This is a genomic window from Francisella halioticida (assembly GCF_002211785.1).
In the GTDB taxonomy this organism is placed as follows: Bacteria; Pseudomonadota; Gammaproteobacteria; order Francisellales; family Francisellaceae; genus Francisella; species Francisella halioticida.
In genome coordinates this window covers 2,141,461-2,166,272 of the sequence record NZ_CP022132.1, presented here as the reverse complement: position 1 = coordinate 2,166,272, position 24,812 = coordinate 2,141,461, and the positions used below count along the sequence as shown (strand labels likewise).

Below are 24,812 nucleotides of genomic sequence, written 5' to 3'. Positions count from 1 at the left end.
ATATTCTTACTTTAATTTCAAGTCAGAACACTTTACTATATGATCTTTTAGTTTCAAATCGGGGTTTTTAATATTTTTGTAATAGAAACATCTTTGAAAATCATGCTGTTTACTTGTAATTATTTTTGCATATCCTTTCGGAATTGCTTGACCATCCTTTAAAGTTTTTGGTTTTTCGCTGAAATATACTATATCAAGTACATTAACACTACCAAGCTTAACAGCAGTAACTCTTGAATATCTTTCAGCTTTACTCCAAGCAGTTCTATTTACTTTAGGGTATTGAGGTGTCATATTAGCCATAGAGAAAGTAGCTTTTTGTGCTGATTTATCATAATTAAAAGCTCCATTAGGGGCTAAATGACCTCTATCAAAACCTGTCTTTTTATATGAATAAGGACTCATTCTACATTTTACTGGAAGTCGTGAGTCTGCATGGAATTTAACTCTACTTCTACTTAGTTTTTTCTTATACATGTCTGCTTTTGTAATATTATAGTCAACAGCTAAAGCTGACTTATAATTATAGTCAAAACATATATCCATATACTTATTATGTAATACTTGACTACATTTGAAGTTAGATAAAACAAGCCTATTATTTATATCAGCATATAACAAAGTAATAGGTGCGCAGGTTAACAGTATTAATAAATATATTTTAGATTTCATAATTTCTCTTAATTATATGGTTATGTTTTTTGTTAGTCTTTTTATTCTTAAAAGCTGTTAGTAGCTAGTAACTATTTTGTTTTAAATTAATGGCGTTCCCGAGATGATTCGAACATCCGACCTGTCGCTTAGGAGGCGACCGCTCTATCCTACTGAGCTACGGGAACATAATCTATAAACTATTCTTATTTTTACTTGTAGCATCAAAATTAAAAGCGATAACAGGAATCATGTTCATATCATCAGCATTTAGTTCAGTTGCATATCTACATTTATCTTTACCAAATTTATTAGCAATAGCATCTTTAACGGCATCAATCCTACTTGATTTACTATCTGATGTTGCAAACATATCAATCTGTCCTTTATCTTTATCATATAGTTTATCGCATGCTAAACCTACTTTATATAAAGGTTCACCTTTCCATAGCTTTAAATGTTCAATTATTGACTTATTGAAATTTGTATCTGAGCTAGTGTTATGTTCAAAATTATATACTTTTTTAATACAGTGTCTTTGTGCTTGTAGGAATATAGCTACTCGAGGAGTAACAAAATCTTGTGACCTTAGTCTTCTAGTTAATCGATGAGCTAATTGATGTAGCACTCCTTCTATCTGATTTCTATTTGTTGTCTTTGGAGGTAATACTTTACTATGACCAATAGATTTAGGTTTTTGATATTTTGTGTTAACTGGTACTGGATCATGACCAAGGCAAGCTGATTGTAGCCTAGCTCCAGTATCTCCACGAATACTAGATAATAGATTTTTAGGAGCATGTTCTAAATCACCACATTTATAGTATCCTTTTGAATTTAGATAATTAACAAGGCTTGGTCCAATACCACACATTTTAGCTAAGTCATGATTAGCAATATAGTCTTTAATTTGATGAGGTGGAACTATTGTAGTTTTACCTTTATTTAATCCAGCACAGAATTTAGCTGTAAGCTTACCTTCACTAATACCAATTGAACAGACAATACCGCCACTAACCTCAAAAACTATTTTTCTAATTAAAGTAGCAATGTTTTCTACGGATTTATATAAACTTAAAACAGGCTTTAAATCCATAAAACATTCATCAATACTAAATACTTCAACATCTGGAGTGATATTTTTAATAGCATTCATAATATTTGCGGATATTTCAGAATATCTATTAGGTCTAGATGATCTAATAACAATATCAGGACATAAGGAATAAGCTTCTTTTAAATGCATTCCTGTTCTAATTCCATAAGACCTAGCTATATAACATGAAGATATTATAGTAGTTCCTGAATTACCATTAATAACGACGACTGGTTTATTTTTAAGCTCAGGGAAATCTACTTTCTCACAAGAAGGGAAAAATGCCTGCATATCGACAAGAGCAATACATCTAGTCCAAACATCTTGTGTATCCATGATTTTCTCTAATTGTTATTAGCTTATCAATTATTTTATTCGCTTCTGCCATAGAAGCAACATTAATATTTTTACGGTGGGATAATTTAGTAATTTTAGATCCATAATCACAGACAACTAGAATATCATTAAATAAGTCGTTAATAATTGAGATATTGTAATATTTAGTATCTGTTTCCATTTGGATCATAATTTATTCAGAAAGGTATATCATCATCAAAGTTTTTATTGATTTCATCAAACGATGGGACATTATCCTTAGCAGTTTTACCTTTAACCTTGGCATAGTCATCATTTACTGTCTCAGCGGCTGATTGATTATTTGTCGGAGCAGAACCTTGTTGAGCTTCAGGATAATTATCATAACTAGGAGCAGGGCGGTTATCTTGATTACCACCACCTAATAATTGAAAGTTACTAGTAATTACCTCTGTAGAGTATCTATCTTGTCCAGAGTTATCTTGCCACTTATTAGTTCTAATTCTACCTTCAACATATAAAGCATCACCTTTTTTACAATACTGTTGAATAACCTCAGCACCTTTACCAAAGATAACTACTCTATGCCATTCAGTTTGAGTCTCTTCTTTGAATACTTCATTAGTAGCTAAACTAATAGTAGCAACTATAGTACCACTTTGAGTCTGTCTAATTTCTGGATCATTACCAAGCCTACCAAGAAGTATAACTTTATTTACTGTGCCTTTAGCCATAATTAACCTTTAATAGTATCTTTTAGAGTTTTACCAGCTTTAAAACTTGGCACAGTAGCTGCAGCTATTTTAATAGGTTCACCAGTCTTTGGATTTCTACCATCTCGAGCAGCTCTTTTCTTAGCTTGGAATGTACCAAAACCAACAAGAGTAACATCTTCTTTCTTTTTAAGAGAATCTGTCACAGCATTAGTCAAAGCATCTAAACAAGTTTTAGCTATTTCTAAACTTACATCAGCATCAGCTGCAATAGTATGTATTAATTCATTTTTATTCATATATTTTACCTCTTTATTATTTTGGCAATAGTTTTAAAAGCACTGTCAAAACTAACTATATAATTAGTTTCTAATTGTTGTAAAGTATAAATCTACTTTATTACATAAGCTTTTTATTTATTTTGTTCAAAAGTATTTGTGATTCTGCTTTTGATACTCCGCTAAAACTAGTACCTTTAATATATAGTTTTGCTTGATTTGGATTACTTGCTACTGGACTAATAGCAAAATCCACTTTTTTACCTTGATTGTTTTGGGCTTCTATCATGTGAGTATTATCTTTACTATTATTCTCAGTTTTAATAACTGTATATCCAGAAGATTTTAAAATATCATTAACTGCTTGTGTAACTTCTTTAGGAGTTTTCTCGTATGCATTAGATGCATCTGGATTATTCATCCAATTATAAGCTAGATAGCCAGTAGCAACCCCAGCTAAAGCTAAGCCTGTAATTGCCATTTGAGTATTACTACAGCTTGTTAATGCTAGTGTAGATATACCAAGTGCTACAAAGAGTTTTGTTGTCTTATTCATCGTTCCATTTATCCATTGATTTGATTAATTCAGCGAATATATCAGACATTAATAGTAGATCTGCTTCTTGGCTTTCATTATTATTAAGATCTTTAATTCCATCTAAAAACTTAATTGATTTAAATTGTAGTTTAGTATTAACAGTCATAGCTAATTGCTCATTCCAGACTATAGCTAATTCAGTGATATATCCACCAGCTTCTACAAATGATTTGATTTGCTCATTTAACATAGCTGATCCTTGACATGAAATATTAGCTACACCGTCACCAATATCACTAGTAAGTTTACATTTGTCTGATATCTCAACATCTAAAGGATTAGCATTGTCTATAAACCAATTAGTAAGTATTTCTGTTTCATCTTTTTGTACTGGTTCAAATCTAGCTTCACATCTTTGTAGTAATTCTAATATATCAGCTATTTGATTATAAGATACGTTATCAATAATTAAATAGTTATTTGTAAGATCTAAATAGCCATAGATCTTTTTAAATTTACTAAATGCTTGGGGTAATAGTCTTTGCTCAGTATCTTCTTTGATTTCAGTTTTTTCTTTTTTACCGACATAACGAGTTTCTTCTAACTCTTCTATATATGCTTGTGCTTCTTGATTAATAATTTGAGCTGGAAGTAGTTTGTCTTGAGTCATTAAACAAAAAGCCGCTAAATGATTAAATCTAAAAAGACAGTTTTCTTCACCTTTAATAAAGGGGTTTATAAATCCTTTAGTTGATCTTTGGGATTTACTACACGGTATAAAAGCCAATTTATTAATTGAATCTTCAAAGATATCAATATTAATATCAGTAATTTTAAATGCAGTTAGGTTTTTAAAAAACATAAATTATTATTTCCAATTTTATATTTTATTATTAAGTTATTATTATTTTTCTTTAAACTGGTCTTCACCAGTTTCTTTTAAGAACTCAAAAGCTTTTATTAATGATTTCTCATGCCATTCTGTAAGCTGATACTGTTTAGCAGATTTACCTATTTTTAATAGTTGATTATGCTCGATTCTTAGTATTTTCTTTTCTAAATCTTTTTGCTGTTCTTTTAACTTTTGTAATTGTTCAGATTGTGTAGTAGCCATTCTGTAATTTCCCATTTTAGTTATATAATTAATGATAACAAATTTATCTATTTTTATAGATATTTTTCAAAACCTTATCAATCTTATTTTGAATTTGAGAATTTCTTCTAGCTATAAAATACGGTTCTGTCGCAAACTGTCAGTATCATGAGTATATAGTATAATTTTATCATAGATTTTATTTCAAAATACAAATGATAGATTTCACAGGTAGGCACTTTACCAAATTATTGATACTTCAAGCAGTCAGATGGTATTTATCATATCCATTGAGTTATAGGCATGTAGAAGAACTAATGAAAGAGCGAGTAATTAAGGTAGACCATAGCACTATCAATCGTTGGGTTATCAAATATTCTAAAGAATTAGAGATAGTCTTTAGTAATAGTTTTAGAAAATATGGTAGCTATATAAGCTGGAAGATGGATGAAACCTACCTTAAGCTTAAAGGTAAAGATGTTTATTTATACAGAGCTATAGATAAACACGGAGATACTTTAGAGTTTATGGTTAGTGAAAAAAGAGATGAAAAAGCTTCGCGTAAATTCTTTAAGAAAACTATTGGTAAACATGGTTTACCAGATAAATTAAATGTAGATAAATCAGGAGCCAATGAAGCTGCTTTATTAACTATCAATATTTTTCTATTCTTGCTTGGTATATGGTTAACCTATGGTATAGAGATTAGACAAAACAAATATCTAAATAATTTGATAGAGCAAGATCATAGAAGTATCAAAAGATTGATACGCCCCATGATGGGTTTTAAATCTTGGGATTCTATGGATTCTACTATAGCTGGTTATGAATTAGTAAATATGATTAAAAAAGGTCAGCATATTTACGCTGAAAATATGACTGTTTGGGATCAATTTTATAGCATAGCTGGATAACTGTATCTAGAGGATAATTATTTTATAAAAATTGTGACTATACTGGCAGTTTGCGACAGAACCTATATTATTAGTAGTTACCATGTCATTTATCTTTGTTATTATAGATGATATTTCTTTAGTTTAGTAAAATAAGATATCATTGATAGTCTAAGTGGAAAAATATTAAGATATGAACTCTAGATTTATTGGTTCAGTTTTCCTTATAGTTGGTACAACTATTGGTGCTGGAATGTTATCGTTGCCTTTAGTTGTAGCAGCATGCGGCTTTATGACTGCGGCTATACTCTTAGTTTTATCATGGAGTATTATGTACATTACGGCCTTAAAACTGTTAAATGTTTGTACAGAATATCCTTTAGGTGCAAATTTTACAACAATGATGTCATCAAGAGCACCAAAGCTATATACATTTTTTTTTAGCATTATTTATTTGCTATTATTATATTCTTTACTATCAGCTTATACTACCCAAGGCTCTTCACTTATATCTACAATAGGTGGTGTAAATGAGCCAAGTAAATCGCAAATTGGAATATCAGCAATTGTTTTTATACTAATATTTGCAGCATTAATGTTTAGCTATAAATTAAGTGATTATACAAATAGAATTTTTGTTACCTTAAAACTAGTGTTTTTTATAGTAGCTACGGTAATTATGTTATTTTATATAAATAAATACTATTTAAATGATATGCCGTCAGGTGCTTCAGCACTTATATTTGCTTGGCCAACTCTTTTGCCAGCGTTTGGTTTTCATAATATTATTCCTGTTATTTATGAATATCAAAAAGGTGATATTAAGAATATTAAGAGAAGTATACTTATAGGTAGTATAAGTGTTTTAATTATTTATATAGTGTGGGTGTTCTTATCTTTAGGAGTCCTTCCTCAACACGGATTATTTAGTTATCATGTACTATTTTTGTCAGGAGATGATACGCCAAGTGGTTTAGTAGAAGAGATTAAAGCAATATCAGAGTCAAATGCATTGGGGGTCACACTAAACTTATTCATTCATATTGCGGTGATAACATCTTTCATAGGTGTTGGTATATCCATGATGCATTATATCCGTGATCTATTTATTAGATATAATAAACACGTACATAGTTTAGTTGTAGCTTTGATATGCTTTATTCCTCCATTAATCTTTACAGTATTTTATCCAAGAGGGTTTATCTTAGCATTACAGTATGCAGCAATATTTGCGGTTATAATATTTGTTTATACTCCAACATTTCTTAGTGCTAGAAAAGATCTTAAAGTGAATTTTTCACATATATATGCTGTATCAATGGGGAGTGCAGTGATTCTTTTTGAGATCTTTAATTTATGTTTTGATACTAATCCTTATGTAGGCTAGTTTTGGCTAAAAACTTTATTTACACCATAAGGGGATGGCGCATCGCTAATATTAGCAAGAGTGGTGTGAATAAGCATGCAAAAATGACCCCTTTTAGGGGTAAATTAGCACAGAAAAATGCCCCCCCTGAGGTGTAAACTACCCTACATTTTTTATAAATATAGGGCTTAAATTAAGGTGATAAAAATGGATAAAAAAACAGCCATTTTAGTAATGCGTCGTGAAGGCAATTCAATAAGTTAAATATGTACTAGCCTGAATGTGTCAAAGAACACAGTCAGAAAAATTATCCGAGAAAAAGATGTTGAGTATATTCCTAAACAATAAACTGGGTTCTGTCGCAAACTGCCAGTATAGTCACAATTTTTATAAAATAATTATCCTCTAGATACAGTTATCCAGCTATGCTATAAAATTGATCCCAAACAGTCATATTTTCAGCGTAAATATGCTGACTTTTTTTAATCATATTTACTAATTCATAACCAGCTATAGTAGAATCCATAGAATCCCAAGATTTAAAACCCATCATGGGGCGTATCAATCTTTTGATACTTCTATGATCTTGCTCTATCAAATTATTTAGATATTTGTTTTGTCTAATCTCTATACCATAGGTTAACCATATACCAAGCAAGAATAGAAAGATATTGATAGTTAATAAAGCAGCTTCATTGGCTCCTGATTTATCTACATTTAATTTATCTGGTAAACCATGTTTACCAATAGTTTTCTTAAAGAATTTACGCGCAGCTTTTTCATCTCTTTTTTCACTAACCATAAACTCTAAAGTATCTCCGTGTTTATCTATAGCTCTGTATAAATAAACATCTTTACCTTTAAGCTTAAGGTAGGTTTCATCCATCTTCCAGCTTATATAGCTACCATATTTTCTAAAACTATTACTAAAGACTATCTCTAATTCTTTAGAATATTTGATAACCCAACGATTGATAGTGCTATGGTCTACCTTAATTACTCGCTCTTTCATTAGTTCTTCTACATGCCTATAACTCAATGGATATGATAAATACCATCTGACTGCTTGAAGTATCAATAATTTGGTAAAGTGCCTACCTGTGAAATCTATCATTTGTATTTTGAAATAAAATCTATGATAAAATTATACTATATACTCATGATACTGGCAGTTTACGACAGAACCCCAAAATTCGGTGCCTATAGGAGTCAATTTTCAATGCCTATTGACAGCATCTGATTTTTTATATTTTTGAATTATAAGAAATTTGGATTTTTCAGCATTTTTTACGCAATATCGAAATAGCTATTCATCAAGAGCCTCAATAAGTATTTTAGTGAAATCCCTTAACATCAAAAATATATATTACATACAGTCATAATATTGAGTAATTAAAACTACTTGATATAGTTAGTGAGTCCATGTATGTCTCTCAACAAGAGTAACATAAGTTATTTTTCACCAATTATTAAAGAAATTTTTTCTTTGATATTCTTACTCTTATTAACAGTATTTATGTATATACATTCTTTATGTAATATTTTGAACCCTGATGATTCCAAGGCTTGATAGTTATGATTATCACAATTACCAAATGCTATAAGTATTTTTTGATTTTTATATATTAAATTATAGTTTCTTAAAAAGATTGGTTTACTTTTAGAAAATGCTGCCAAATAATATTCTTCATAACCCCCAACATACAAAATTGGTTCTTGATAATACTTACTCCAAAATACATCTGCTTTTTTAGCTATATCATTACCTACATTTTCAGAAATAATATTACTATTAAAATATTTAACTAAATTATAAGATGCAAAAATCACAAACTGTAAAGTTACCAATATAAAAATAAGTTTTTTAAAATTTATACTTTCTACTATTTTTAAATTAAATAATTTATAAATGGCAGGAATAAATAAGGCCATTAAAGGTAATACCCAACCATCTGGAAGCTTGCCATAAAAACTTTGTAATAATGAAACAAATACTAATGGATATAGCCATACAGCTACTAAAGGGTGTGTAATATTATAAATAAAGCTTTTATTATTACTAGTTATTTTTTTAAATCTAATAAAAATGTATATTATTACAATAGGAGCTGCTGAGTAAATGAAAGGCAGTATATTATAAAACTGCCCTATAAAGAAATTAACAAGTAAGCTATAGTGATGAGAATTCCCTGATGAATTAGCTTCTTTAAATATCCATAATATAGGAGTATAATTTTGTTTAATTATACCTAATATTGCTGGTATTATTGCTATACAAAATACAATTGCCGCGGTAATTAATTTAGAAAGATACTCTTTTTTAAAGTAAAAAATAATATATATAAACATTATTCCTGAAAGTAATAATATTTCAAATTTAGCATATACACCTAAAGCAGTAAACACTGCTAACATTAACCAATTCTTATAGCTATTATCATCAAATATAAGAATAAAATAATATGATGTAATAACCCAAAAAGGTAAAAGTATTAAATTCTGATTATACATTAAGAAATACTGTAATATATAATATGCACCAAATGTTGAAATTATCGTTATAAAGGTAGCGTCTTTCTTTGAAAAAAATCTTTTACAAATCTTATAGGTGTAAATTAAAGAAACTAATACGCATACACCACTAGATAAAACATCTGCTAAAATAGCATCGTCACCTGTTATAACTGATAAAATTTTTAATAGAAAGGCTCCTAATCCTGGATGCTTATCATACATTATACTAAGAGAATTCGACCATGCTAAATTTTCAGCTGCATTTCCAGCTATTGCATATCTATTATAAAATAATGCTGTTAATCCCACCCATATAAATAAGTATAAAAACAAATATACTATTAAATATTTATTTATGTTCTTTTTTTTTAGAATATGCCACATAATAAACTATCCCAACCATAATAATTTTATTTATTATGACCTAAATTAATTATTAAAACTAGTATTATACCTGTTATTCTCAGTGAGAGCAATATTTTATTTACTGATCATACCCTCCTATTTGGGACACTTAGGTGTTAAGAAAAGGAGACAAGATGAGATATACAAAAGAGTTTAAAGATGAAGCTGTTAAATTATGTTTACAACCAGATGCAAATAGACGATAAATAGCAGATAATTTAGGGGTTAAATATAAAACCATTTGCAGTTGGATATCCAAAGCCATGTCAAACCCTCAGAAAGAAATAAAGATAGATTATAAAACGCAGTACCAGCAACTATCTTTTGAAAATACTGATTTGAAGAAAAAACTCAAACAGGCAGAAACAGAGCGTGAAATACTAAAAAAGTCAGCAGCGTACTTTGCAAAGCAAAATCTGTAAGGTACGCCTTTATTAAGGAGCATTATAAAGTTATGCCAGTAACAACACTATGTAAATCTTTGAATGTGAGCACATCTTCATATTACAGATGGATTCATAAACCTATAGGTAAAAGGTATAATGTTCCCAGAAAAAGCTACTGATTTTAGAAAGATTTTTATTCCTAGATGTTAAACTTAACTAGATAAATTAGGAAATAGATAAATGAGTAAAAAAAGAGTAACGTATACAGCTGATTTTAAAGCTAAAGTAATTATAGAATTGCTAGAAGGCGATATGACAGTTAATGAGATAGCAAGTAAGTATGATTTACTTCCTAAAAACGTGCATAATTGGAAGCAGCAATTTTTATCTAATGCTTGCTTAGCATTTGATAAAAGCTCTGTTGTTAAGGAGTATAAGCAGGAAATAGATGAGCTTAGAAAAGATAAAGATGCAACAAGTAAAGAACTAGTCGAGGTAATAGTAGAGAGGGATTTTTTAATGGGAAAGCTAAAAAGCTTGGTATCATCAAATGATAGAGTAAACTCTGTAGATACTAAGCTAGAATTATCTTTAAATAATCAGCTTAAACTATTATCTGTATCTAAGAGTGTGTACTATTATACACCAATATCAAAATTTAGTAGTAATGATGATATTAAACTATTAAATGCAATAGATTTGATACATACTAAACATCCATATTATGGTACGAGAAGTCTAGTAAAGTTGCTAAATAGATTAGGATTTCTAGTTGGAAGGAAGCTAATCAAAAGTGCTATGGAATTCATGGGTATTAAGGCATTGTATCCTAAAAAAAAGACAACTGTCATTAATAAGCAACACAAGAAATATCCATACTTACTTAATGTATTTAAAAATGAGACGAATCAGGTTGTTATAGATAAAGCTAATAAGGTATGGAGTGCTGATATCACGTATATTAGACTAGAATGTGGGTATGCATATTTAGCAGCCATAATAGATTGGCATAGCAAGAAAACACTAGCTTGGAAGATTTCTAATACTATGGATACACATCTAACAACTAGTGTGTTAAAAGAAGCGTTATTTAAATATGGTAAACCTGATATCTTTAACTCTAATCAAGGAACTCAATATACAGCAAAAGAGCATATTAAAATATTATCTGATAATAAAATAAATATATCTATGGATGCTAAAGGAAGATCTATAGATAATATTGCAATTGAGAGATTTTGGAGAACACTGAAATATGAAAATGTTTATCCGGCATCATATATAACTATGAAAGAGGCTAAAGTAGGTATCAAAGAATATATTGATATTTACAACAATGAAAGACTACATTCTAGTATTGGATATATGACTCCTGATGAAGTATATTCTGGTATTTTAGATGCTGCATAAAAGCAAGGAATAAAAATATTTTATAAAGTGGTATTGAATAACAGGGACAGTTTACTAGAGAAGAAGCTAAACTATCAATATTTGAATATATTGAAGCTTACTATAATACAAAAAGGAGACATTCTACAATAAATTATATGACTCCATATCAATTTGAATATATAATGGAAAATGAAGTAGTAAACTGTCCCAAATTGACGGGGTAGATCATTCATTGATGAATTTAGTCTCTGATTTATTTCTAAATTTAGTCCAAAGATTGAATTGTCCTTTTTTAAACATCCTCATCCATTCATAACCAATAAGTGTAGCATTAGCTGATTTCATGGTTTTAAAACCATGACAATTTTTTTAATTTTTTTGTCATAGTAATTTTAAGAAGTATCTTTTTTTGATATTTGATGATTTATGTTATAATGTTATAACAATATTAAAGGAGATTAAAGTTATGAGTATTGAAGTATCAAAAAGAGAATTTGTTCATAATGTATCTAAGTATGTCTCATTGGTAAAAGACACGTCAGATAAAATTATTGTTACCAATAGAGGAAAGGGTGAGTGCATTTTATCAGCAGTTAGCTCACAAAAAAAAGCTAGAAAAGAAGCTTTAGCAAAAATAAGAAATAAATTTAAAGATAAACTGAAATGTGACAATATTACAGAGACAGTGTTACCAGAAATGAATTTATAATTATGTTGAGAAAGCCTGTTGTTTTAGATACATGTGCTATAGCATATCTTTTTCTATCTGGTGAACTAGATACTAAGCATCAGGTAAGCAAAGAGTTATTATCCTATATAGAAGATAATGGAGCTATTATTCTTTCAATATCATTTGCTGAGCTAGAATGTTTAATAAGGAAAAACTATAACTCATTATCATCTAAGAATGTGGATGAGCTATACAAAGAATTATCTAAAGCTTTTGATATTGTTGATATAGATACAGATTTATGGTTAGAGGCTGTTAGGTTAGAATGGGAGCATAAAGATCCAGCAGATAGATTAATCGTAGCATATGCTAAGTATTATAACTATCCTGTAGCTACATCAGATCTTAAGATTAAAAGTTACTACGATAATACGATTATATGAAGTGTCGCAAAGACTAATAGAAGGTGACAAGGAATAATTTGTGCAGTTAGATTTGTTCACACATGAAGAGGTTAAGTTAAAGCCTCGAAGAAATCCAGGTAGACCGTCAAAGATAACAGAAGAAAAAGTCTTTGCTGTTATGAATGATATTAACAAACAATCTAGCAATAAGAAATTAACTAACAAAATAATTATCCAAAAGCATAATATTTCAGAACGCACATTCTATCGCATTAAATCTGGTGATAAAAAATACTTAGAGCAATTTAATTTAGCAGTTCAAAAAGAATCAGAAGAATTTTCTTTAATCTTATCTGAATAATTGTTACAGCAAGGTATTAATAATGGAGACATCAAAGCTATCAAATAATGCTATATTAATTTCAAGTCAGAACACTTTACTATATGATCTTTTAGTTTCAAATCGGGGTTTTTAATATTTTTGTAATAGAAACATCTTTGAAAATCATGCTGTTTACTTGTAATTATTTTTGCATATCCTTTCGGAATTGCTTGACCATCCTTTAAAGTTTTTGGTTTTTCGCTGAAATATACTATATCAAGTACATTAACACTACCAAGCTTAACAGCAGTAACTCTTGAATATCTTTCAGCTTTACTCCAAGCAGTTCTATTTACTTTAGGGTATTGAGGTGTCATATTAGCCATAGAGAAAGTAGCTTTTTGTGCTGATTTATCATAATTAAAAGCTCCATTAGGGGCTAAATGACCTCTATCAAAACCTGTCTTTTTATATGAATAAGGACTCATTCTACATTTTACTGGAAGTCGTGAGTCTGCATGGAATTTAACTCTACTTCTACTTAGTTTTTTCTTATACATGTCTGCTTTTGTAATATTATAGTCAACAGCTAAAGCTGACTTATAATTATAGTCAAAACATATATCCATATACTTATTATGTAATACTTGACTACATTTGAAGTTAGATAAAACAAGCCTATTATTTATATCAGCATATAACAAAGTAATAGGTGCGCAGGTTAACAGTATTAATAAATATATTTTAGATTTCATAATTTCTCTTAATTATATGGTTATGTTTTTTGTTAGTCTTTTTATTCTTAAAAGCTGTTAGTAGCTAGTAACTATTTTGTTTTAAATTAATGGCGTTCCCGAGATGATTCGAACATCCGACCTGTCGCTTAGGAGGCGACCGCTCTATCCTACTGAGCTACGGGAACATAATCTATAAACTATTCTTATTTTTACTTGTAGCATCAAAATTAAAAGCGATAACAGGAATCATGTTCATATCATCAGCATTTAGTTCAGTTGCATATCTACATTTATCTTTACCAAATTTATTAGCAATAGCATCTTTAACGGCATCAATCCTACTTGATTTACTATCTGATGTTGCAAACATATCAATCTGTCCTTTATCTTTATCATATAGTTTATCGCATGCTAAACCTACTTTATATAAAGGTTCACCTTTCCATAGCTTTAAATGTTCAATTATTGACTTATTGAAATTTGTATCTGAGCTAGTGTTATGTTCAAAATTATATACTTTTTTAATACAGTGTCTTTGTGCTTGTAGGAATATAGCTACTCGAGGAGTAACAAAATCTTGTGACCTTAGTCTTCTAGTTAATCGATGAGCTAATTGATGTAGCACTCCTTCTATCTGATTTCTATTTGTTGTCTTTGGAGGTAATACTTTACTATGACCAATAGATTTAGGTTTTTGATATTTTGTGTTAACTGGTACTGGATCATGACCAAGGCAAGCTGATTGTAGCCTAGCTCCAGTATCTCCACGAATACTAGATAATAGATTTTTAGGAGCATGTTCTAAATCACCACATTTATAGTATCCTTTTGAATTTAGATAATTAACAAGGCTTGGTCCAATACCACACATTTTAGCTAAGTCATGATTAGCAATATAGTCTTTAATTTGATGAGGTGGAACTATTGTAGTTTTACCTTTATTTAATCCAGAACAGAATTTAGCTGTAAGTTTACCTTCACTAATACCAATAGAGCAGACAATACCTCCACTTATTTCAAAAACTGTTTTTCTAATTGTGAATAAGCATGCAAAAATGCCCCCTTTTAGGGGCAAATAAGCACAGAAAAATGCCCCCCTGAGGTGGTAAACTACCCTACATTTTTTATAAATATAGGGCTTAAATTAAGGTGATAAAAATGGATAAAAAAACAGCCATTTTAGTAATGCGTCGTGAAGGCAATTCAATAAGTGAAATATGTACTAGCCTGAATGTGTCAAAGAACACAGTCAGAAAAATTATCCGAGAAAAAGATGTTGAGTATATTCCTAAACAATATCAACGTAAAGTGACTTTTTACCCAAAGTTACAAGACTATATCAAGATACTTGAAGAAATGCTTGCACATGATTTGAAGCTAGAAAAGAAATCTCAGAGAAGTACTCGTAAATATCATAACCAGTTAGAAGCTCTAGGCTATACAGGCTCTTATGATTCTGTAAGAAAGGTATGTTAAGAAATACTACGAAAAACACACTGCTCAACTAAAGGATAGCTTTATACCACTATACTTTGACCCTGATGAAGCTTACCAATTTGATTGGAGTGAAGAAACTGTAGAGTTAGGTGTAAAGATAACTAAAATAAAATTAGCTCATTTTAAATTGTCTTATAGCAGGATGTTTTTTGTGATTGCATACCTAAGAGAAAGTCAAGAAATGCTGTTTGATGCACATGATAAGGCTTTTGAGTTCTTTGGTGGAGTAACTCAAAGAGGTATCTATGATAATATGAAAACAGCAGTAGATAAAGTGTTTGTGAGCAAATCCAACCGTAAGTTCAATCAAAACTTCTTATGTATGTTAAAGCATTATGTTATAGAGCCCACAGCATGTAACCCAGCTTCAGGATGGGAAAAAGGACAAGTAGAAAACCAAGTTGATAATATCAGAGATTGGCTATTCAAGCCAAGGTTGAAATTTGATACATTGGAGGAGCTTAATAGACATTTACAACAAAGAGTATTAGATATATCTAAACAACGCAAACATACAGAAATAAGAGATAAAACTATTTATGATGTGTTTAGACAAGAAAAAAGCTTATTGCGAGACTTTAGTTCCCCCTTTAATGGGTATAAAGAAATTACACGCAAGGTAGATAAGACCTGTTTGGTTAGCTACGATAGTAATAGATATAGTGTCGCTTGTGAATATGCTAATAGATCTGTAGATGTTAGAGCTTATCCAAGCAAAATAAGAATTTTCTGTAATGGTAACAAGATTGCTACACATGATATATGTTTAGATAGAAATAAAAGGATACTTAACCCATATCATTATCTAAACCTTTTGGAAAGAAAGCCAGGAGCGTTGAGAAATGGAGAACCTTTTAAAGATTGGGTTTTACCTAAAAGTATTTTAAAAGTTAAAGATCTTCTGATGTCTAAGAACGGTGGAGATAGGCAAGCTGTTGAGGTTCTATTATCTTTGAGAGATTATGGCATTGAGGCTGTTGAAATAGCATGTGACTTAGATATTGGTAGTAATGTTATAAATTCTCAGCATATTATAAACTCAATAATACGTTTAAAATGTGAGAAAGGTGCACCTATAGTTGATGTTGATGATAGTCTAAAGCTTAAGAATCCACCAATAGCTAACTGTAATAATTATAATCAATTATTAGGAGGTCTATAAATATGATAGAACTTCAAGAGTATTTAAAAAAGTTACATCTAAGTACAGTTTTAGATGGTCTTAAAGAGATTGATAAGGATGATACTCAATATTATAAGTGGTTAGAGGAGCAACTTGAGAAAGAGGTCAGTTATAGAGCTGTTAAATCAATTAATAATCAAATTAAATTGGCTAAGTTCCCTACAGCTAAATCTTTGGATGAATTTGATTTTGATAAGAGTGTAATCAACAAAGAGCTTGTTATAGGCTTACAAAGCACAGGTTTGGTAGATAGTAAGCGTAACATTATTTTAGTTGGTGGTTACTGGCACTGGTAAGACTCATACAGCTATAGCCATTGCTAGAGAAATAGTCAAATTAGGTAGGAAAGCAAGATTTCACAATATCGTTGATTTGGTTAACCAATTAGAGCAGCAGAAGTTAAACAATAACTCGGGAAAGCTTGCGGAAAAGTTAAAATCAATGGATGTGATTGTTTTAGATGAATTGGGCTATTTACCTTTCTCAAAGTCTGAAGGAGCTTTATTATTCCACCTTCTGAGTAAGTTACATGAAAATGTATCTTTGATTATAACTTCAAATTTATCTTTTGGAGAATGGACACAGATTTTTAGTGATAAGAAGATGACTTCAGCTATGCTAGATCGTTTAACTTTTAACTATGAAATTATTGAAACTGGCAATGATAGTTTTAGACTTAAAAATAGGAAATAAAACAGATGATTTTGACTGACTAAAAATCAGTCATTTTAGGTCCTCTAGGGGGTCAAAAATTCGGTGCCTATCGGGGTCAATTTTCAATGCCTATTGACATCAAGCATCACCAGAGAGTCTTTTCTACGCTTTTATGGGAGGAATAGTTTTTAATTTAGCCAATATATTGCTTGTTCCTGCTATTGATATAGCTGGGATGTCTGTGGCATTTCCTTTAGCTATAGGTTTAGCTTTGGTTATAGGAGTTATTACAAACTATATAGCAACACCTTTGGGTCAACCTATGGTATTGTTTTTTAGGAGTCTTAAGTGTACTTGCAGCAATTATTATTGATGCGATTATATATAAGCGTATTTCCGATAATAAAAACAAAAATATGCTAAAAGGCTTCATAGTTTCCATAATATCAGGTATTCTAATGGGCTTTTTCTACCCTTTAGTTATAAAATAAATATCTAGTAATTTTGTTACTCCTCAAGCTGGCTTGATGACACCTTATACAGCTAGTTTTATATTTGCATTGGGAATTTTTATATCAAATTTTGTAATTAATGGTTGGATGATTAAGTTTCCTATTTCTGGTAAAAAACTTAAATTTAAAGATTACTTCTCACAAGGTACCCCTTGGTTACATATTATAGGTATTTTAGGTGGAGTAATTTGGGGCGTAGGATCTTGTTTGAATTTTATAGCTTCTGGTATTGCTGGACCTTCTATTTCTTACGGCTTAGGTCAGGGAGCAACAATGGTAGCCGCTTTTTGGAGGGTATTTATTTGGAAAGAGTTTGCCAAAGCCCCAAAAGGTACAAATAAGCTGATAATTTTAATGTTTATAACATATTTATTAGGATTAACACTTATTGTTTTAGCTAAAAATATTTAATAATAAAACTTGGGTTATTAAAAATTAAAAACTTCTAAATACATTAATAACTCTACCAATAATTTCAGCTTCAGAAGGTTGTTTTATTTCATTATTATTTTGAAAATCTGAATTAAGAGGCATTAGGTATAGTTTTCCATCTTCTATATATACAAGCTTAACAGTAGCCCCATCAGAGTTTTTAGCAACTATAACTTTTCCAACTAGATTCATTATATTTATATCATTAGGATCAACAATAATAGTTTCTCCCTCCTCTAGAGAATATTTGGCATATTTTTTATCAAGCTTTTGTTTATCATTATAGTCATAGTTCATGCTACTACCTTTAACTTCTAATAAGAAACCATTTTTAGGTATCATGTTAAATGGTAAATTCACATACCTTATAGGGTCTATTTCATAGGATGATTGAGTAAATTCCCCAGCTTGAACATATGATAATACGGGTACTCTAATAGACATACTACTAGTCGTGCTTGACTCGTCTATGTCTAAAATTTTCATTACCTCTAAATGTGTATCATATGCTGGAGAGTTAATACCTGCGACCCAATGTTTAATAGTTCTCTCACTTTTACCTAATATTTCGGCAAGTTCTTTTTGCTTCATTCCTATTTTTTTAAGAGTAGGTTTTAGATCTTTAGAATATTTAAACATAAACTATAACGCATTTTGGATTTTATATAATTATAAGATTTTTATTTAAAGCAATCAATAAAATAATTAAAAATAAGTGTATTTTATCTTCACTTTAGTGAAAAATATGATATATTTTAAAATGTAAGGTGAAAAAATAAGGCACTAAATAGAATAAAGAAAGCAAACATAAATTATTCAAAAGCTTTTTATAAATTTATTTTTCTAGGCTTAAAGAGTAATTTATAAAAGAGGAGTTACTTATGCGCAGATATTGTATAATTCAAGAGAATAATAAAGTAAAAAAATTGTTATCAATAATAAAAACTCATTATAAAGCAGAGTATGGAGATTCTTTAATACAAGAAGTTAATCTTAGTCATGTTATTAACAAAGTATATAATAATAATATAAAAAAACTGGTCAAAGATCTTTGGCAAGATTTAGAGCTTAAATTAGGATATGAAATAAGGTTACTAGAAGTTAATAGTAAAGTTAGTATTCTTCATAAACTTAATAGAAGAGCTAAAGACTTGTGCTTTATAGTAAAGATTAGAGCAGATATAACATCGGAAGGTATTTTCGATTCCATATATAATGCTTCTGATTTCAAAGTAAAACTAAGAGCAATAAAAGTATAGTTTATTTTCAAATTATTTATTAACTAAAAAAACACTCACAAAGCTTTTACCCTGAATATCATCTCCAGTATTAGATGTATTTTTTGTATTATCTATCTTTATATAGTTATCTAAGGATGCAGAGTATATTTTAATTTTTGGTAATTTATTTATTACATTAGTAATCAAAGGATTTTATAATACCCCATGAAATTTTAACAACAATTTTGAGAATTTAGTTCCTAAAGTAGCTAAACTATAAATGAGCAATTTAGGATAAATGTAAATGAGTAATAAGAGAAAAATATATACCGTTGAATTTAAGACTAAAGTTGTCTTGGAAGTATTGGGGAAAGATCAAACAATCACACAGTTATCAGTAAAATATAATATTACGCCCAAAAACATAAATAATTGAAAAACAGCCTTTTTAGAAAATGCTGAGTTGGCAATGGATCCATCCAAATCAGTATCACAATATAAAAAAGACAATGCAAAGCTTCAAACCAAGATAGATCAGTATTCTAAGAAGGTTGGACAACTAACAATTGAGAAGGAATTTCTTGAGGGAAAGCTCGTAAGCTTGGGATTATCTGATAGAAAAGCGATGATTGATCCTAAGCATAAATTATCTGTTGTAAAACAAAGTTTCTTATTAGAAGTTTCTAGAGCTGGTTTATATTACAAGCCTGTGGTTAACGAACATAAAGAAGAAGTAAAAGCAAAGCTTATACAGATACATGAGGAGATTCCCTGCTACGGCTATATAAAAGCTCATAAGCAATTAATAGAAGATGGGTTTAGCATCTGTGAGAACACAGTACAAAAGTATCGTAAAGAGTTAGGCATCAAAGCTATATTGGCGGTGAAAAAACCAAACTTAAACTTATCTGAACCTAACAAAGAGCATGCTATTTATAGTTACAAACTAAAAGGTTTAAGCATATTGAGACCTAATCAAGTTTGGTCTACAGATATTACATATATTAAGACTGATGCTGGCACAGTTTATATGGCAGCTATTATTGATTGGTACTCTAAGGCTGTACTAAGTTGGGAGATATCCAACACTATGGATAGTAGTTTAGTTATGAAAGTTTTAAATGAAGCTCTGTATAAATATGGAGTACCAGAAATATTTAACACTGATCAAGGTAGCCAGTACACATCTAACATTCATATCCAAACATTATTGGATAAAAAAATTACTATATCTATGGATGGTAAAGGTAGAGCAACTGATAACATTTGCATCGAAAGATTTTGGAGAAGTGCTAAATGTGAGAGATTTTATTTAAATCAATATCCTGGCATTGTTGAACTAAGAAACGATGTGGATGATTATATAGATTTTTATAATAATAGAAGATTTCATGAGTCTATCAATTATAAAAAACCTATGGAATTTTATTACGATAACTTATTGGAAAAACGGGCGGCTTAGATGGGAACTAAATAATTGAAAATATTGTTTAATTTATTGGGGTAGTATAATTATCTATAATTCAGGTCGCAAACGCAATTTGCATTTCTTGACTCCTATACCTACAAAAATTCAGATGGAGTCCTTGACATTTAAAAAGATACCTAATATCATTAAATAATTATTTACTTTTATTTTATGTCGCATGAGATGTGAATTAATGCCACTTCTAACTGATGAGAAATTGCTAAATTCTTGCTTTAATGATGTTAAAGCAAAAAGAAAGAATCTCATTATATCAGTGAGTGATCCTCTATACTTAAAAAATGGAATAAACGACTGGATCAAACTTCTCATCAACTAATAAACTTAAAGGTGACCTGAATGTTACTTCTGCAACAACAACTAAAACGACTGGATCAATATATCAAACTTCGAGAATCTGAACGCCGTACAGTCTTCGGACACAGTAAGGCCTCTAAACTCGCAGCCGCTAAGTCTGCACGTGCTTGGCTGACAGGTGACCTTGATCTGATCCCAGTCAAACACCGAACCGCTCTTGCTCAAGGCAGACTTGGTAGTATATTTGAAACCTTTTGTAAATACTCGCAGGATCGGAAAACCTGCTTAACCTTGCCGTCTACTGATCCTCGTGTGAAACGAGCGGGCTTCCTCAATTTAATACATTTTGTCTGGCTCGGCAAACCAATTTACGACTTCAATCCTCAGTTATTCAAAAATTTACAACTTTACGCCACTATCTCGGACATGCCCGTGATCTTGTGGGTGGACAAAGTTCAAGCCACCATACGGCAACCATTAATAAATACCACGAGTCGGCTGAATTTAATCGAGCACCCCTCGCAAGCTGATGTTGGGTGCATAAACATTATAGACTTGAAATTAATTGACGAAGAACTATCTAACCTAGTACCTGATCTGAGTTCGATAGAAGATTATAACTTTTTTAAAGGCTACCGTTTGTTTGACGCACAGCTGCCCCGTTTTGAAAAAGCCGACCAAATTATTAGACGTGTTCGACACACTATTAATACTAACTCAGACATGGCCCACCGCTTTCGACATCTCGATGTGAGAACCACTTCTAACAAACAAAATTATGCTATAGCTAGTGACTACTATCGAATCTTGATAGTATATCTCTTTGGCGGAATGTATCAAGACTGTGACAACGGTGTCGTTGCCCCGAATAATTCTGTACAACACGCCAGACTTAAACGCTGTAACATCCTGGGAAACACTCTATATAACTCTAAATCGTTCGGGAATAGTTGTTTCGCATCATTGCGGCGTAATAAAGCCCTGCTTTATTACATGGTCTTTATGATTTATGACATCTCACCATTAATCAACATATCTGGTGAATCTTGGAGTGACTTGAGTCCTATTCGTCGAAAATTCCAGACCCGTGCGGAATACAACGCGGCGGTCCAGGAAGAGTTACGCGACGTACAGAGCGACATAGCACGCACTCCCCTTGAAAAACGTAATGGAGAGCTGTGGGAACGCAAACTTCAAACGTTCAATGACGACTGTGAAACCGTTCGGCGCGATGTCGCTGCCGGGCGAATCGCTAAGGCAGATGAAGAATACGGGTGGGATGTAACGAACGAAGAACGATTCAATATGGTTCATTCTTTGAACTCTGCCAGCGACACGTTCGAACGAGTTCAAAGACAACAAATCCCATCCGTCCTACCTGGTTTCACAGCTCAGCATGAAACTCGTAATCTCCTAGAACGTGATTTCAAAAATCCCGCCGGGTTCACCTATGATAAATTTAACAATATCAATCTCTCTTCACCTAAATTTGATGTGACGATGCAAAGAGGTCCGGTACTTTTAACTCTTTTGTGCATGGCTCTTGAAGATCAAGGGGACAATTTGGAACTCGCTGAATTTCCTTTCTTCTCACGATTCCGCGTCGGTACAGACCACGCGTGGATGTAAATAGTTAAAACTTAAACTACCGATTTACCTCATCTTTCGTGCTTTTGACTCTCTGATAGAACACGATCCTTCGGGACCGTATGTTTCTAGATTTTCCATTATATCTTCACTGTGCCTCGGCTTCATATAATATATTGTCAGTAATTCTCAGTCAGAATTGTAGTGGGTTTAAACCAATAATATTATTGTATTAGTTTCGCACTATTTTTTGTATTTTAGTTCCAAAAATCATTAGACCTGTTTCTGAATAAAGATATTTTTGTCAAAGATTCATGAAATCAGCTAAAATATACAAATACTAGAAAAGCACTATATATCTTAATGCTAGACATAGAAAAAATTTTGACAGATGAAAGAATATGTAGGGCCTTAACAGGACAAAGCATCTCATTGATATATAATCTACTACCTATGTTTGAAGAAGCATTAATATCATTTAAATCTAATAAGAAAGATAGAAAGCGAGCTATTGGAGGAGGACAAGAAGGTAAATTACCAACTACCAAAGCAAAGTTAATTTTCATACTAATTTATTTAAAAGTATATCCGACATATGACCTATTTAGGGTATTAACAAATCGTAGTATAAGCAAATGTTATGAATCAGTAAAGCAGCTATTACCCATATTAGAACAGGCATTAGGTAAGTCATATGTTTTGCATAAAAGAAAAATTAAGTGATTAAGTGAGTTTTACAGTGGCTTTGGAAATATTAAAGATATTTTTATCGATGGAGATGAGCGACCAGTTCAAAAACCTAAGAATACTAAAAAGCAAAGAAATCTATATTCAGGTAAGAAGAAAAGTCATACTAGAAAAAATATAGTTGCTTGTGATCATAGTAGAAAGATCTTATTTTTATCTCCTACTAAATCAGGAAAAAGACATGATAAAAAATGATCATACCCTCCTATTTGGGACACTTAGGTGTTAAGAAAAGGAGACAAGATGAGATATACAAAAGAGTTTAAAGATGAAGCTGTTAAATTATGTTTACAACCAGATGCAAATAGACGAGAAATAGCAGATAATTTAGGGGTTAAATATAAAACCATTTGCAGTTGGATATCCAAAGCCATGTCAAACCCTCAGAAAGAAATAAAGATAGATTATAAAACGCAGTACCAGCAACTATCTTTTGAAAATACTGATTTGAAGAAAAAACTCAAACAGGCAGAAACAGAGCGTGAAATACTAAAAAAGTCAGCAGCGTACTTTGCAAAGCAAAATCTGTAAGGTACGCCTTTATTAAGGAGCATTATAAAGTTATGCCAGTAACAACACTATGTAAATCTTTGAATGTGAGCACATCTTCATATTACAGATGGATTCATAAACCTATAGGTAAAAGGCAATATAATGATGCTGAACTAGATGATGCTATTTTAATGAACATAAATCTAGATATGGAAGTGTTAGGATATACAAAGAGCTTAAAGATATGGGTTGGAAAGTTACTCAACCTAGAGTATCTAAACGTATGAAATTACTTGGTTTACATGCTAAAGCGGCTCGTAAGCATAAGAAAACTACAGATTCTAACCACAACAAACATGTTTATGATAATTTATTAGAACAAAACTTCACTGCTTTATCTGTAAATCATAGGTGGGTTACAGATATAACTTATGTACCTACACAAGAGGGGAGGCTGTATCTTTGTGTGATTATAGATTTATTCTCAAGATCAGTTATTGGTTGGGCAATGGATTCTAGGATGAAAGCGGATTTAGTTTGTAATGCTTTAAATATGGCATTCTTTAGAAGAAATTTTCCTAGTGGTGTGATTATACACTCTGATAAAGGGTCACAGTACTGTAGCAAACAATATCAAGACATTATTAAAGAAACACTGGCTACTATCAAGTATGAGCTCTAAAGGATGCTGTTACGATAATGCTGCTTGTGAAAGTTTCTTTGGAACTTTAAAAGTAGAGTTAGTACATGATGAAAGCTATAAAACTAGAGAAGAAGCTAAACTATCAATATTTGAATATATTGAAGCTTACTATAATACAAAAAGGAGACATTCTACAATAAATTATATGACTCCATATCAATTTGAATATATAATGGAAAATGAAGTAGTAAACTGTCCCAAATTGACGGGGTAGATCAGTATCTAGTGA

33 protein-coding genes, 2 tRNA genes and 2 pseudogenes are annotated in these 24,812 nt (G+C 30.8%); 22 read left to right on the top strand and 15 right to left on the bottom strand.

Going from position 1 to position 24,812, the window contains the following annotated elements:
- Positions 1–6: 6 nt before the first annotated feature.
- The 9 genes from CDV26_RS11565 to CDV26_RS11530 form a co-directional block, all read right to left on the bottom strand.
- Positions 7–672 (bottom strand): DNA/RNA non-specific endonuclease, encoded by a 666-nt coding sequence (locus CDV26_RS11565; protein ID WP_088773381.1) that lies wholly within the window; start codon positions 670–672, stop codon positions 7–9.
- Between the two features lie 90 nt (positions 673–762).
- Positions 763–839 (bottom strand) — tRNA-Arg (locus tag CDV26_RS11560).
- Between the two features lie 5 nt (positions 840–844).
- Complete coding sequence (locus CDV26_RS11555; protein WP_088773380.1) at positions 845–2,083, bottom strand: Y-family DNA polymerase; 1,239 nt, start codon at positions 2,081–2,083, stop codon at positions 845–847.
- On the bottom strand, positions 2,058–2,264 hold the full coding sequence (locus CDV26_RS12335) for a hypothetical protein (RefSeq protein WP_211276372.1): 207 nt from the start codon (positions 2,262–2,264) through the stop codon (positions 2,058–2,060). Before CDV26_RS12335 ends, CDV26_RS11555 begins: the two co-directional genes overlap by 26 nt.
- Positions 2,265–2,280: 16 nt before the next feature.
- A complete protein-coding gene (locus CDV26_RS11550) occupies positions 2,281–2,796 on the bottom strand; it encodes a single-stranded DNA-binding protein (RefSeq protein WP_088773379.1) in 516 nt (171 codons plus the stop codon).
- Positions 2,797–2,798: 2 nt separating this feature from the next.
- Positions 2,799–3,074 carry an HU family DNA-binding protein gene (locus tag CDV26_RS11545; protein WP_088773378.1) on the bottom strand — a complete coding sequence of 92 codons (276 nt, stop codon included), beginning with the start codon at positions 3,072–3,074 and terminating at the stop codon, positions 2,799–2,801.
- 100 nt (positions 3,075–3,174) lie between these two features.
- A complete protein-coding gene (locus CDV26_RS11540; RefSeq protein ID WP_088773377.1) occupies positions 3,175–3,609 on the bottom strand; it encodes a DUF3568 family protein in 435 nt (144 codons plus the stop codon).
- Complete coding sequence (rdgC, locus tag CDV26_RS11535; protein WP_088773376.1) at positions 3,602–4,453, bottom strand: recombination-associated protein RdgC; 852 nt, start codon at positions 4,451–4,453, stop codon at positions 3,602–3,604. Before rdgC ends, CDV26_RS11540 begins: the two co-directional genes overlap by 8 nt.
- A gap of 42 nt (positions 4,454–4,495) precedes the next feature.
- Positions 4,496–4,705 (bottom strand): hypothetical protein, encoded by a 210-nt coding sequence (locus CDV26_RS11530; protein WP_088773375.1) that lies wholly within the window; start codon positions 4,703–4,705, stop codon positions 4,496–4,498.
- A 194-nt stretch (positions 4,706–4,899) separates the two neighbouring features.
- Between CDV26_RS11530 and CDV26_RS11525 the strand changes: the two genes are divergently transcribed.
- Positions 4,900–5,598 (top strand): IS6 family transposase, encoded by a 699-nt coding sequence (locus tag CDV26_RS11525; RefSeq protein WP_088773374.1) that lies wholly within the window; start codon positions 4,900–4,902, stop codon positions 5,596–5,598.
- Positions 5,599–5,770: 172 nt separating this feature from the next.
- Entirely contained in the window at positions 5,771–6,964 is a 1,194-nt protein-coding gene (locus tag CDV26_RS11520; RefSeq protein WP_088773373.1) for an amino acid permease, read from the top strand.
- A 394-nt stretch (positions 6,965–7,358) separates the two neighbouring features.
- On the opposite strand, the gene CDV26_RS11515 is transcribed toward CDV26_RS11520, so the two are convergent.
- Positions 7,359–8,057 (bottom strand): IS6 family transposase, encoded by a 699-nt coding sequence (locus CDV26_RS11515; protein ID WP_088773372.1) that lies wholly within the window; start codon positions 8,055–8,057, stop codon positions 7,359–7,361.
- 338 nt (positions 8,058–8,395) lie between these two features.
- Complete coding sequence (locus CDV26_RS11510; protein WP_088773371.1) at positions 8,396–9,841, bottom strand: glycosyltransferase family 39 protein; 1,446 nt, start codon at positions 9,839–9,841, stop codon at positions 8,396–8,398.
- Between the two features lie 284 nt (positions 9,842–10,125).
- Here CDV26_RS11510 and CDV26_RS12330 point away from each other — a divergent pair, with 284 nt between their 5' ends.
- The 6 genes and pseudogenes from CDV26_RS12330 to CDV26_RS11485 all read left to right on the top strand — a co-directional run bounded on the left by CDV26_RS12330 (position 10,126) and on the right by CDV26_RS11485 (position 13,075).
- Positions 10,126–10,284, top strand: coding sequence for a hypothetical protein (locus tag CDV26_RS12330; protein ID WP_157671347.1), 159 nt, complete (start codon positions 10,126–10,128; stop codon positions 10,282–10,284).
- A gap of 204 nt (positions 10,285–10,488) precedes the next feature.
- On the top strand, positions 10,489–11,658 hold the full coding sequence (locus CDV26_RS11505; RefSeq protein ID WP_088773370.1) for an IS3 family transposase: 1,170 nt from the start codon (positions 10,489–10,491) through the stop codon (positions 11,656–11,658).
- 53 nt (positions 11,659–11,711) lie between these two features.
- Positions 11,712–11,864, top strand: a pseudogene (locus CDV26_RS14100) (IS3 family transposase); the annotation flags it as partial.
- A 242-nt stretch (positions 11,865–12,106) separates the two neighbouring features.
- On the top strand, positions 12,107–12,349 hold the full coding sequence (locus CDV26_RS11495) for a hypothetical protein (protein ID WP_088773369.1): 243 nt from the start codon (positions 12,107–12,109) through the stop codon (positions 12,347–12,349).
- A 5-nt stretch (positions 12,350–12,354) separates the two neighbouring features.
- On the top strand, positions 12,355–12,753 hold the full coding sequence (locus CDV26_RS11490; RefSeq protein WP_211276371.1) for a type II toxin-antitoxin system VapC family toxin: 399 nt from the start codon (positions 12,355–12,357) through the stop codon (positions 12,751–12,753).
- A 40-nt stretch (positions 12,754–12,793) separates the two neighbouring features.
- Positions 12,794–13,075: a helix-turn-helix domain-containing protein gene (locus CDV26_RS11485; protein WP_088773367.1), complete on the top strand. Its 282-nt coding sequence runs from the start codon at positions 12,794–12,796 to the stop codon at positions 13,073–13,075.
- A 50-nt stretch (positions 13,076–13,125) separates the two neighbouring features.
- Here CDV26_RS11485 and CDV26_RS11480 read toward each other — a convergent pair whose 3' ends face one another.
- The 3 genes from CDV26_RS11480 to CDV26_RS11470 form a co-directional block, all read right to left on the bottom strand.
- Entirely contained in the window at positions 13,126–13,791 is a 666-nt protein-coding gene (locus CDV26_RS11480) for a DNA/RNA non-specific endonuclease (RefSeq protein ID WP_088773366.1), read from the bottom strand.
- Between the two features lie 90 nt (positions 13,792–13,881).
- Positions 13,882–13,958, bottom strand: a tRNA-Arg gene (locus CDV26_RS11475).
- Positions 13,959–13,963: 5 nt separating this feature from the next.
- Positions 13,964–14,848 carry a DinB/UmuC family translesion DNA polymerase gene (locus CDV26_RS11470; protein WP_088773365.1) on the bottom strand — a complete coding sequence of 295 codons (885 nt, stop codon included), beginning with the start codon at positions 14,846–14,848 and terminating at the stop codon, positions 13,964–13,966.
- Between the two features lie 83 nt (positions 14,849–14,931).
- Between CDV26_RS11470 and CDV26_RS11465 the strand changes: the two genes are divergently transcribed.
- From CDV26_RS11465 to CDV26_RS13410, 5 genes are all read left to right on the top strand, one after another.
- Positions 14,932–15,249 (top strand): helix-turn-helix domain-containing protein, encoded by a 318-nt coding sequence (locus tag CDV26_RS11465; RefSeq protein ID WP_088771689.1) that lies wholly within the window; start codon positions 14,932–14,934, stop codon positions 15,247–15,249.
- Between the two features lie 43 nt (positions 15,250–15,292).
- Positions 15,293–16,432 (top strand): IS21 family transposase, encoded by a 1,140-nt coding sequence (gene istA / locus CDV26_RS11460; protein WP_088771690.1) that lies wholly within the window; start codon positions 15,293–15,295, stop codon positions 16,430–16,432.
- A 2-nt stretch (positions 16,433–16,434) separates the two neighbouring features.
- A complete protein-coding gene (locus tag CDV26_RS11455) occupies positions 16,435–16,749 on the top strand; it encodes an ATP-binding protein (RefSeq protein WP_088771691.1) in 315 nt (104 codons plus the stop codon).
- Positions 16,730–17,146: an ATP-binding protein gene (locus CDV26_RS11450; protein WP_157671368.1), complete on the top strand. Its 417-nt coding sequence runs from the start codon at positions 16,730–16,732 to the stop codon at positions 17,144–17,146. Before CDV26_RS11455 ends, CDV26_RS11450 begins: the two co-directional genes overlap by 20 nt.
- A gap of 488 nt (positions 17,147–17,634) precedes the next feature.
- On the top strand, positions 17,635–18,030 hold the full coding sequence (locus CDV26_RS13410) for an L-rhamnose-proton symporter family protein (protein ID WP_245806463.1): 396 nt from the start codon (positions 17,635–17,637) through the stop codon (positions 18,028–18,030).
- 24 nt (positions 18,031–18,054) lie between these two features.
- Here CDV26_RS13410 and CDV26_RS11440 read toward each other — a convergent pair whose 3' ends face one another.
- Positions 18,055–18,690, bottom strand: a complete 636-nt coding sequence (locus CDV26_RS11440) for a LexA family protein (RefSeq protein ID WP_088773364.1) — start codon at positions 18,688–18,690, stop codon at positions 18,055–18,057.
- A gap of 242 nt (positions 18,691–18,932) precedes the next feature.
- Here CDV26_RS11440 and CDV26_RS11435 point away from each other — a divergent pair, with 242 nt between their 5' ends.
- The 9 genes and pseudogenes from CDV26_RS11435 to CDV26_RS11405 all read left to right on the top strand — a co-directional run.
- Positions 18,933–19,310, top strand: coding sequence for a normocyte binding protein 2b (locus tag CDV26_RS11435; RefSeq protein ID WP_088773363.1), 378 nt, complete (start codon positions 18,933–18,935; stop codon positions 19,308–19,310).
- 265 nt (positions 19,311–19,575) lie between these two features.
- Positions 19,576–19,707, top strand: a complete 132-nt coding sequence (locus tag CDV26_RS13755; protein ID WP_169709695.1) for a transposase — start codon at positions 19,576–19,578, stop codon at positions 19,705–19,707.
- 33 nt (positions 19,708–19,740) lie between these two features.
- Positions 19,741–20,733 (top strand): IS3 family transposase, encoded by a 993-nt coding sequence (locus CDV26_RS11430; protein ID WP_088771586.1) that lies wholly within the window; start codon positions 19,741–19,743, stop codon positions 20,731–20,733.
- Positions 20,734–21,096: 363 nt separating this feature from the next.
- Positions 21,097–22,683: a glycosyltransferase gene (locus CDV26_RS11425; RefSeq protein ID WP_088773362.1), complete on the top strand. Its 1,587-nt coding sequence runs from the start codon at positions 21,097–21,099 to the stop codon at positions 22,681–22,683.
- Between the two features lie 342 nt (positions 22,684–23,025).
- Positions 23,026–23,364: a helix-turn-helix domain-containing protein gene (locus CDV26_RS11420; protein WP_169709738.1), complete on the top strand. Its 339-nt coding sequence runs from the start codon at positions 23,026–23,028 to the stop codon at positions 23,362–23,364.
- Between the two features lie 30 nt (positions 23,365–23,394).
- A complete protein-coding gene (locus CDV26_RS14095) occupies positions 23,395–23,583 on the top strand; it encodes a transposase family protein (RefSeq protein ID WP_088773511.1) in 189 nt (62 codons plus the stop codon).
- A gap of 27 nt (positions 23,584–23,610) precedes the next feature.
- Complete coding sequence (locus CDV26_RS11410) at positions 23,611–23,919, top strand: transposase (RefSeq protein WP_157671249.1); 309 nt, start codon at positions 23,611–23,613, stop codon at positions 23,917–23,919.
- 32 nt (positions 23,920–23,951) lie between these two features.
- Positions 23,952–24,167: a hypothetical protein gene (locus CDV26_RS12325; RefSeq protein ID WP_088771820.1), complete on the top strand. Its 216-nt coding sequence runs from the start codon at positions 23,952–23,954 to the stop codon at positions 24,165–24,167.
- Positions 24,086–24,797: pseudogene (locus tag CDV26_RS11405) on the top strand (IS3 family transposase); the annotation flags it as partial. The gene CDV26_RS12325 and the pseudogene CDV26_RS11405, both read left to right, overlap by 82 nt.
- Positions 24,798–24,812: the final 15 nt, after the last annotated feature.

Coding starts and splice junctions, on each gene's coding strand:
- CDV26_RS11510 (WP_088773371.1), bottom strand. CDS start 9,841: ATGTGGCATATTCTAAAAAAAAAGAACATAAATAAATATTTAATAGTA.
- CDV26_RS11425 (WP_088773362.1), top strand. CDS start 21,097: ATGTTACTTCTGCAACAACAACTAAAACGACTGGATCAATATATCAAA.
- CDV26_RS13410 (WP_245806463.1), top strand. CDS start 17,635: ATGACACCTTATACAGCTAGTTTTATATTTGCATTGGGAATTTTTATA.
- CDV26_RS11555 (WP_088773380.1), bottom strand. CDS start 2,083: ATGGATACACAAGATGTTTGGACTAGATGTATTGCTCTTGTCGATATG.
- CDV26_RS11440 (WP_088773364.1), bottom strand. CDS start 18,690: ATGTTTAAATATTCTAAAGATCTAAAACCTACTCTTAAAAAAATAGGA.
- CDV26_RS11515 (WP_088773372.1), bottom strand. CDS start 8,057: ATGATAGATTTCACAGGTAGGCACTTTACCAAATTATTGATACTTCAA.
- CDV26_RS11525 (WP_088773374.1), top strand. CDS start 4,900: ATGATAGATTTCACAGGTAGGCACTTTACCAAATTATTGATACTTCAA.
- CDV26_RS11520 (WP_088773373.1), top strand. CDS start 5,771: ATGAACTCTAGATTTATTGGTTCAGTTTTCCTTATAGTTGGTACAACT.
- CDV26_RS12330 (WP_157671347.1), top strand. CDS start 10,126: ATGTCAAACCCTCAGAAAGAAATAAAGATAGATTATAAAACGCAGTAC.
- CDV26_RS11565 (WP_088773381.1), bottom strand. CDS start 672: ATGAAATCTAAAATATATTTATTAATACTGTTAACCTGCGCACCTATT.
- CDV26_RS13755 (WP_169709695.1), top strand. CDS start 19,576: ATGAGTAATAAGAGAAAAATATATACCGTTGAATTTAAGACTAAAGTT.
- CDV26_RS11430 (WP_088771586.1), top strand. CDS start 19,741: ATGGATCCATCCAAATCAGTATCACAATATAAAAAAGACAATGCAAAG.
- CDV26_RS11435 (WP_088773363.1), top strand. CDS start 18,933: ATGCGCAGATATTGTATAATTCAAGAGAATAATAAAGTAAAAAAATTG.
- CDV26_RS12325 (WP_088771820.1), top strand. CDS start 23,952: ATGCCAGTAACAACACTATGTAAATCTTTGAATGTGAGCACATCTTCA.
- CDV26_RS11480 (WP_088773366.1), bottom strand. CDS start 13,791: ATGAAATCTAAAATATATTTATTAATACTGTTAACCTGCGCACCTATT.
- CDV26_RS11545 (WP_088773378.1), bottom strand. CDS start 3,074: ATGAATAAAAATGAATTAATACATACTATTGCAGCTGATGCTGATGTA.
- CDV26_RS11455 (WP_088771691.1), top strand. CDS start 16,435: ATGATAGAACTTCAAGAGTATTTAAAAAAGTTACATCTAAGTACAGTT.
- CDV26_RS11495 (WP_088773369.1), top strand. CDS start 12,107: ATGAGTATTGAAGTATCAAAAAGAGAATTTGTTCATAATGTATCTAAG.
- CDV26_RS11530 (WP_088773375.1), bottom strand. CDS start 4,705: ATGGCTACTACACAATCTGAACAATTACAAAAGTTAAAAGAACAGCAA.
- CDV26_RS11540 (WP_088773377.1), bottom strand. CDS start 3,609: ATGAATAAGACAACAAAACTCTTTGTAGCACTTGGTATATCTACACTA.
- rdgC (WP_088773376.1), bottom strand. CDS start 4,453: ATGTTTTTTAAAAACCTAACTGCATTTAAAATTACTGATATTAATATT.
- CDV26_RS11505 (WP_088773370.1), top strand. CDS start 10,489: ATGAGTAAAAAAAGAGTAACGTATACAGCTGATTTTAAAGCTAAAGTA.
- CDV26_RS11550 (WP_088773379.1), bottom strand. CDS start 2,796: ATGGCTAAAGGCACAGTAAATAAAGTTATACTTCTTGGTAGGCTTGGT.
- CDV26_RS11465 (WP_088771689.1), top strand. CDS start 14,932: ATGGATAAAAAAACAGCCATTTTAGTAATGCGTCGTGAAGGCAATTCA.
- CDV26_RS12335 (WP_211276372.1), bottom strand. CDS start 2,264: ATGGAAACAGATACTAAATATTACAATATCTCAATTATTAACGACTTA.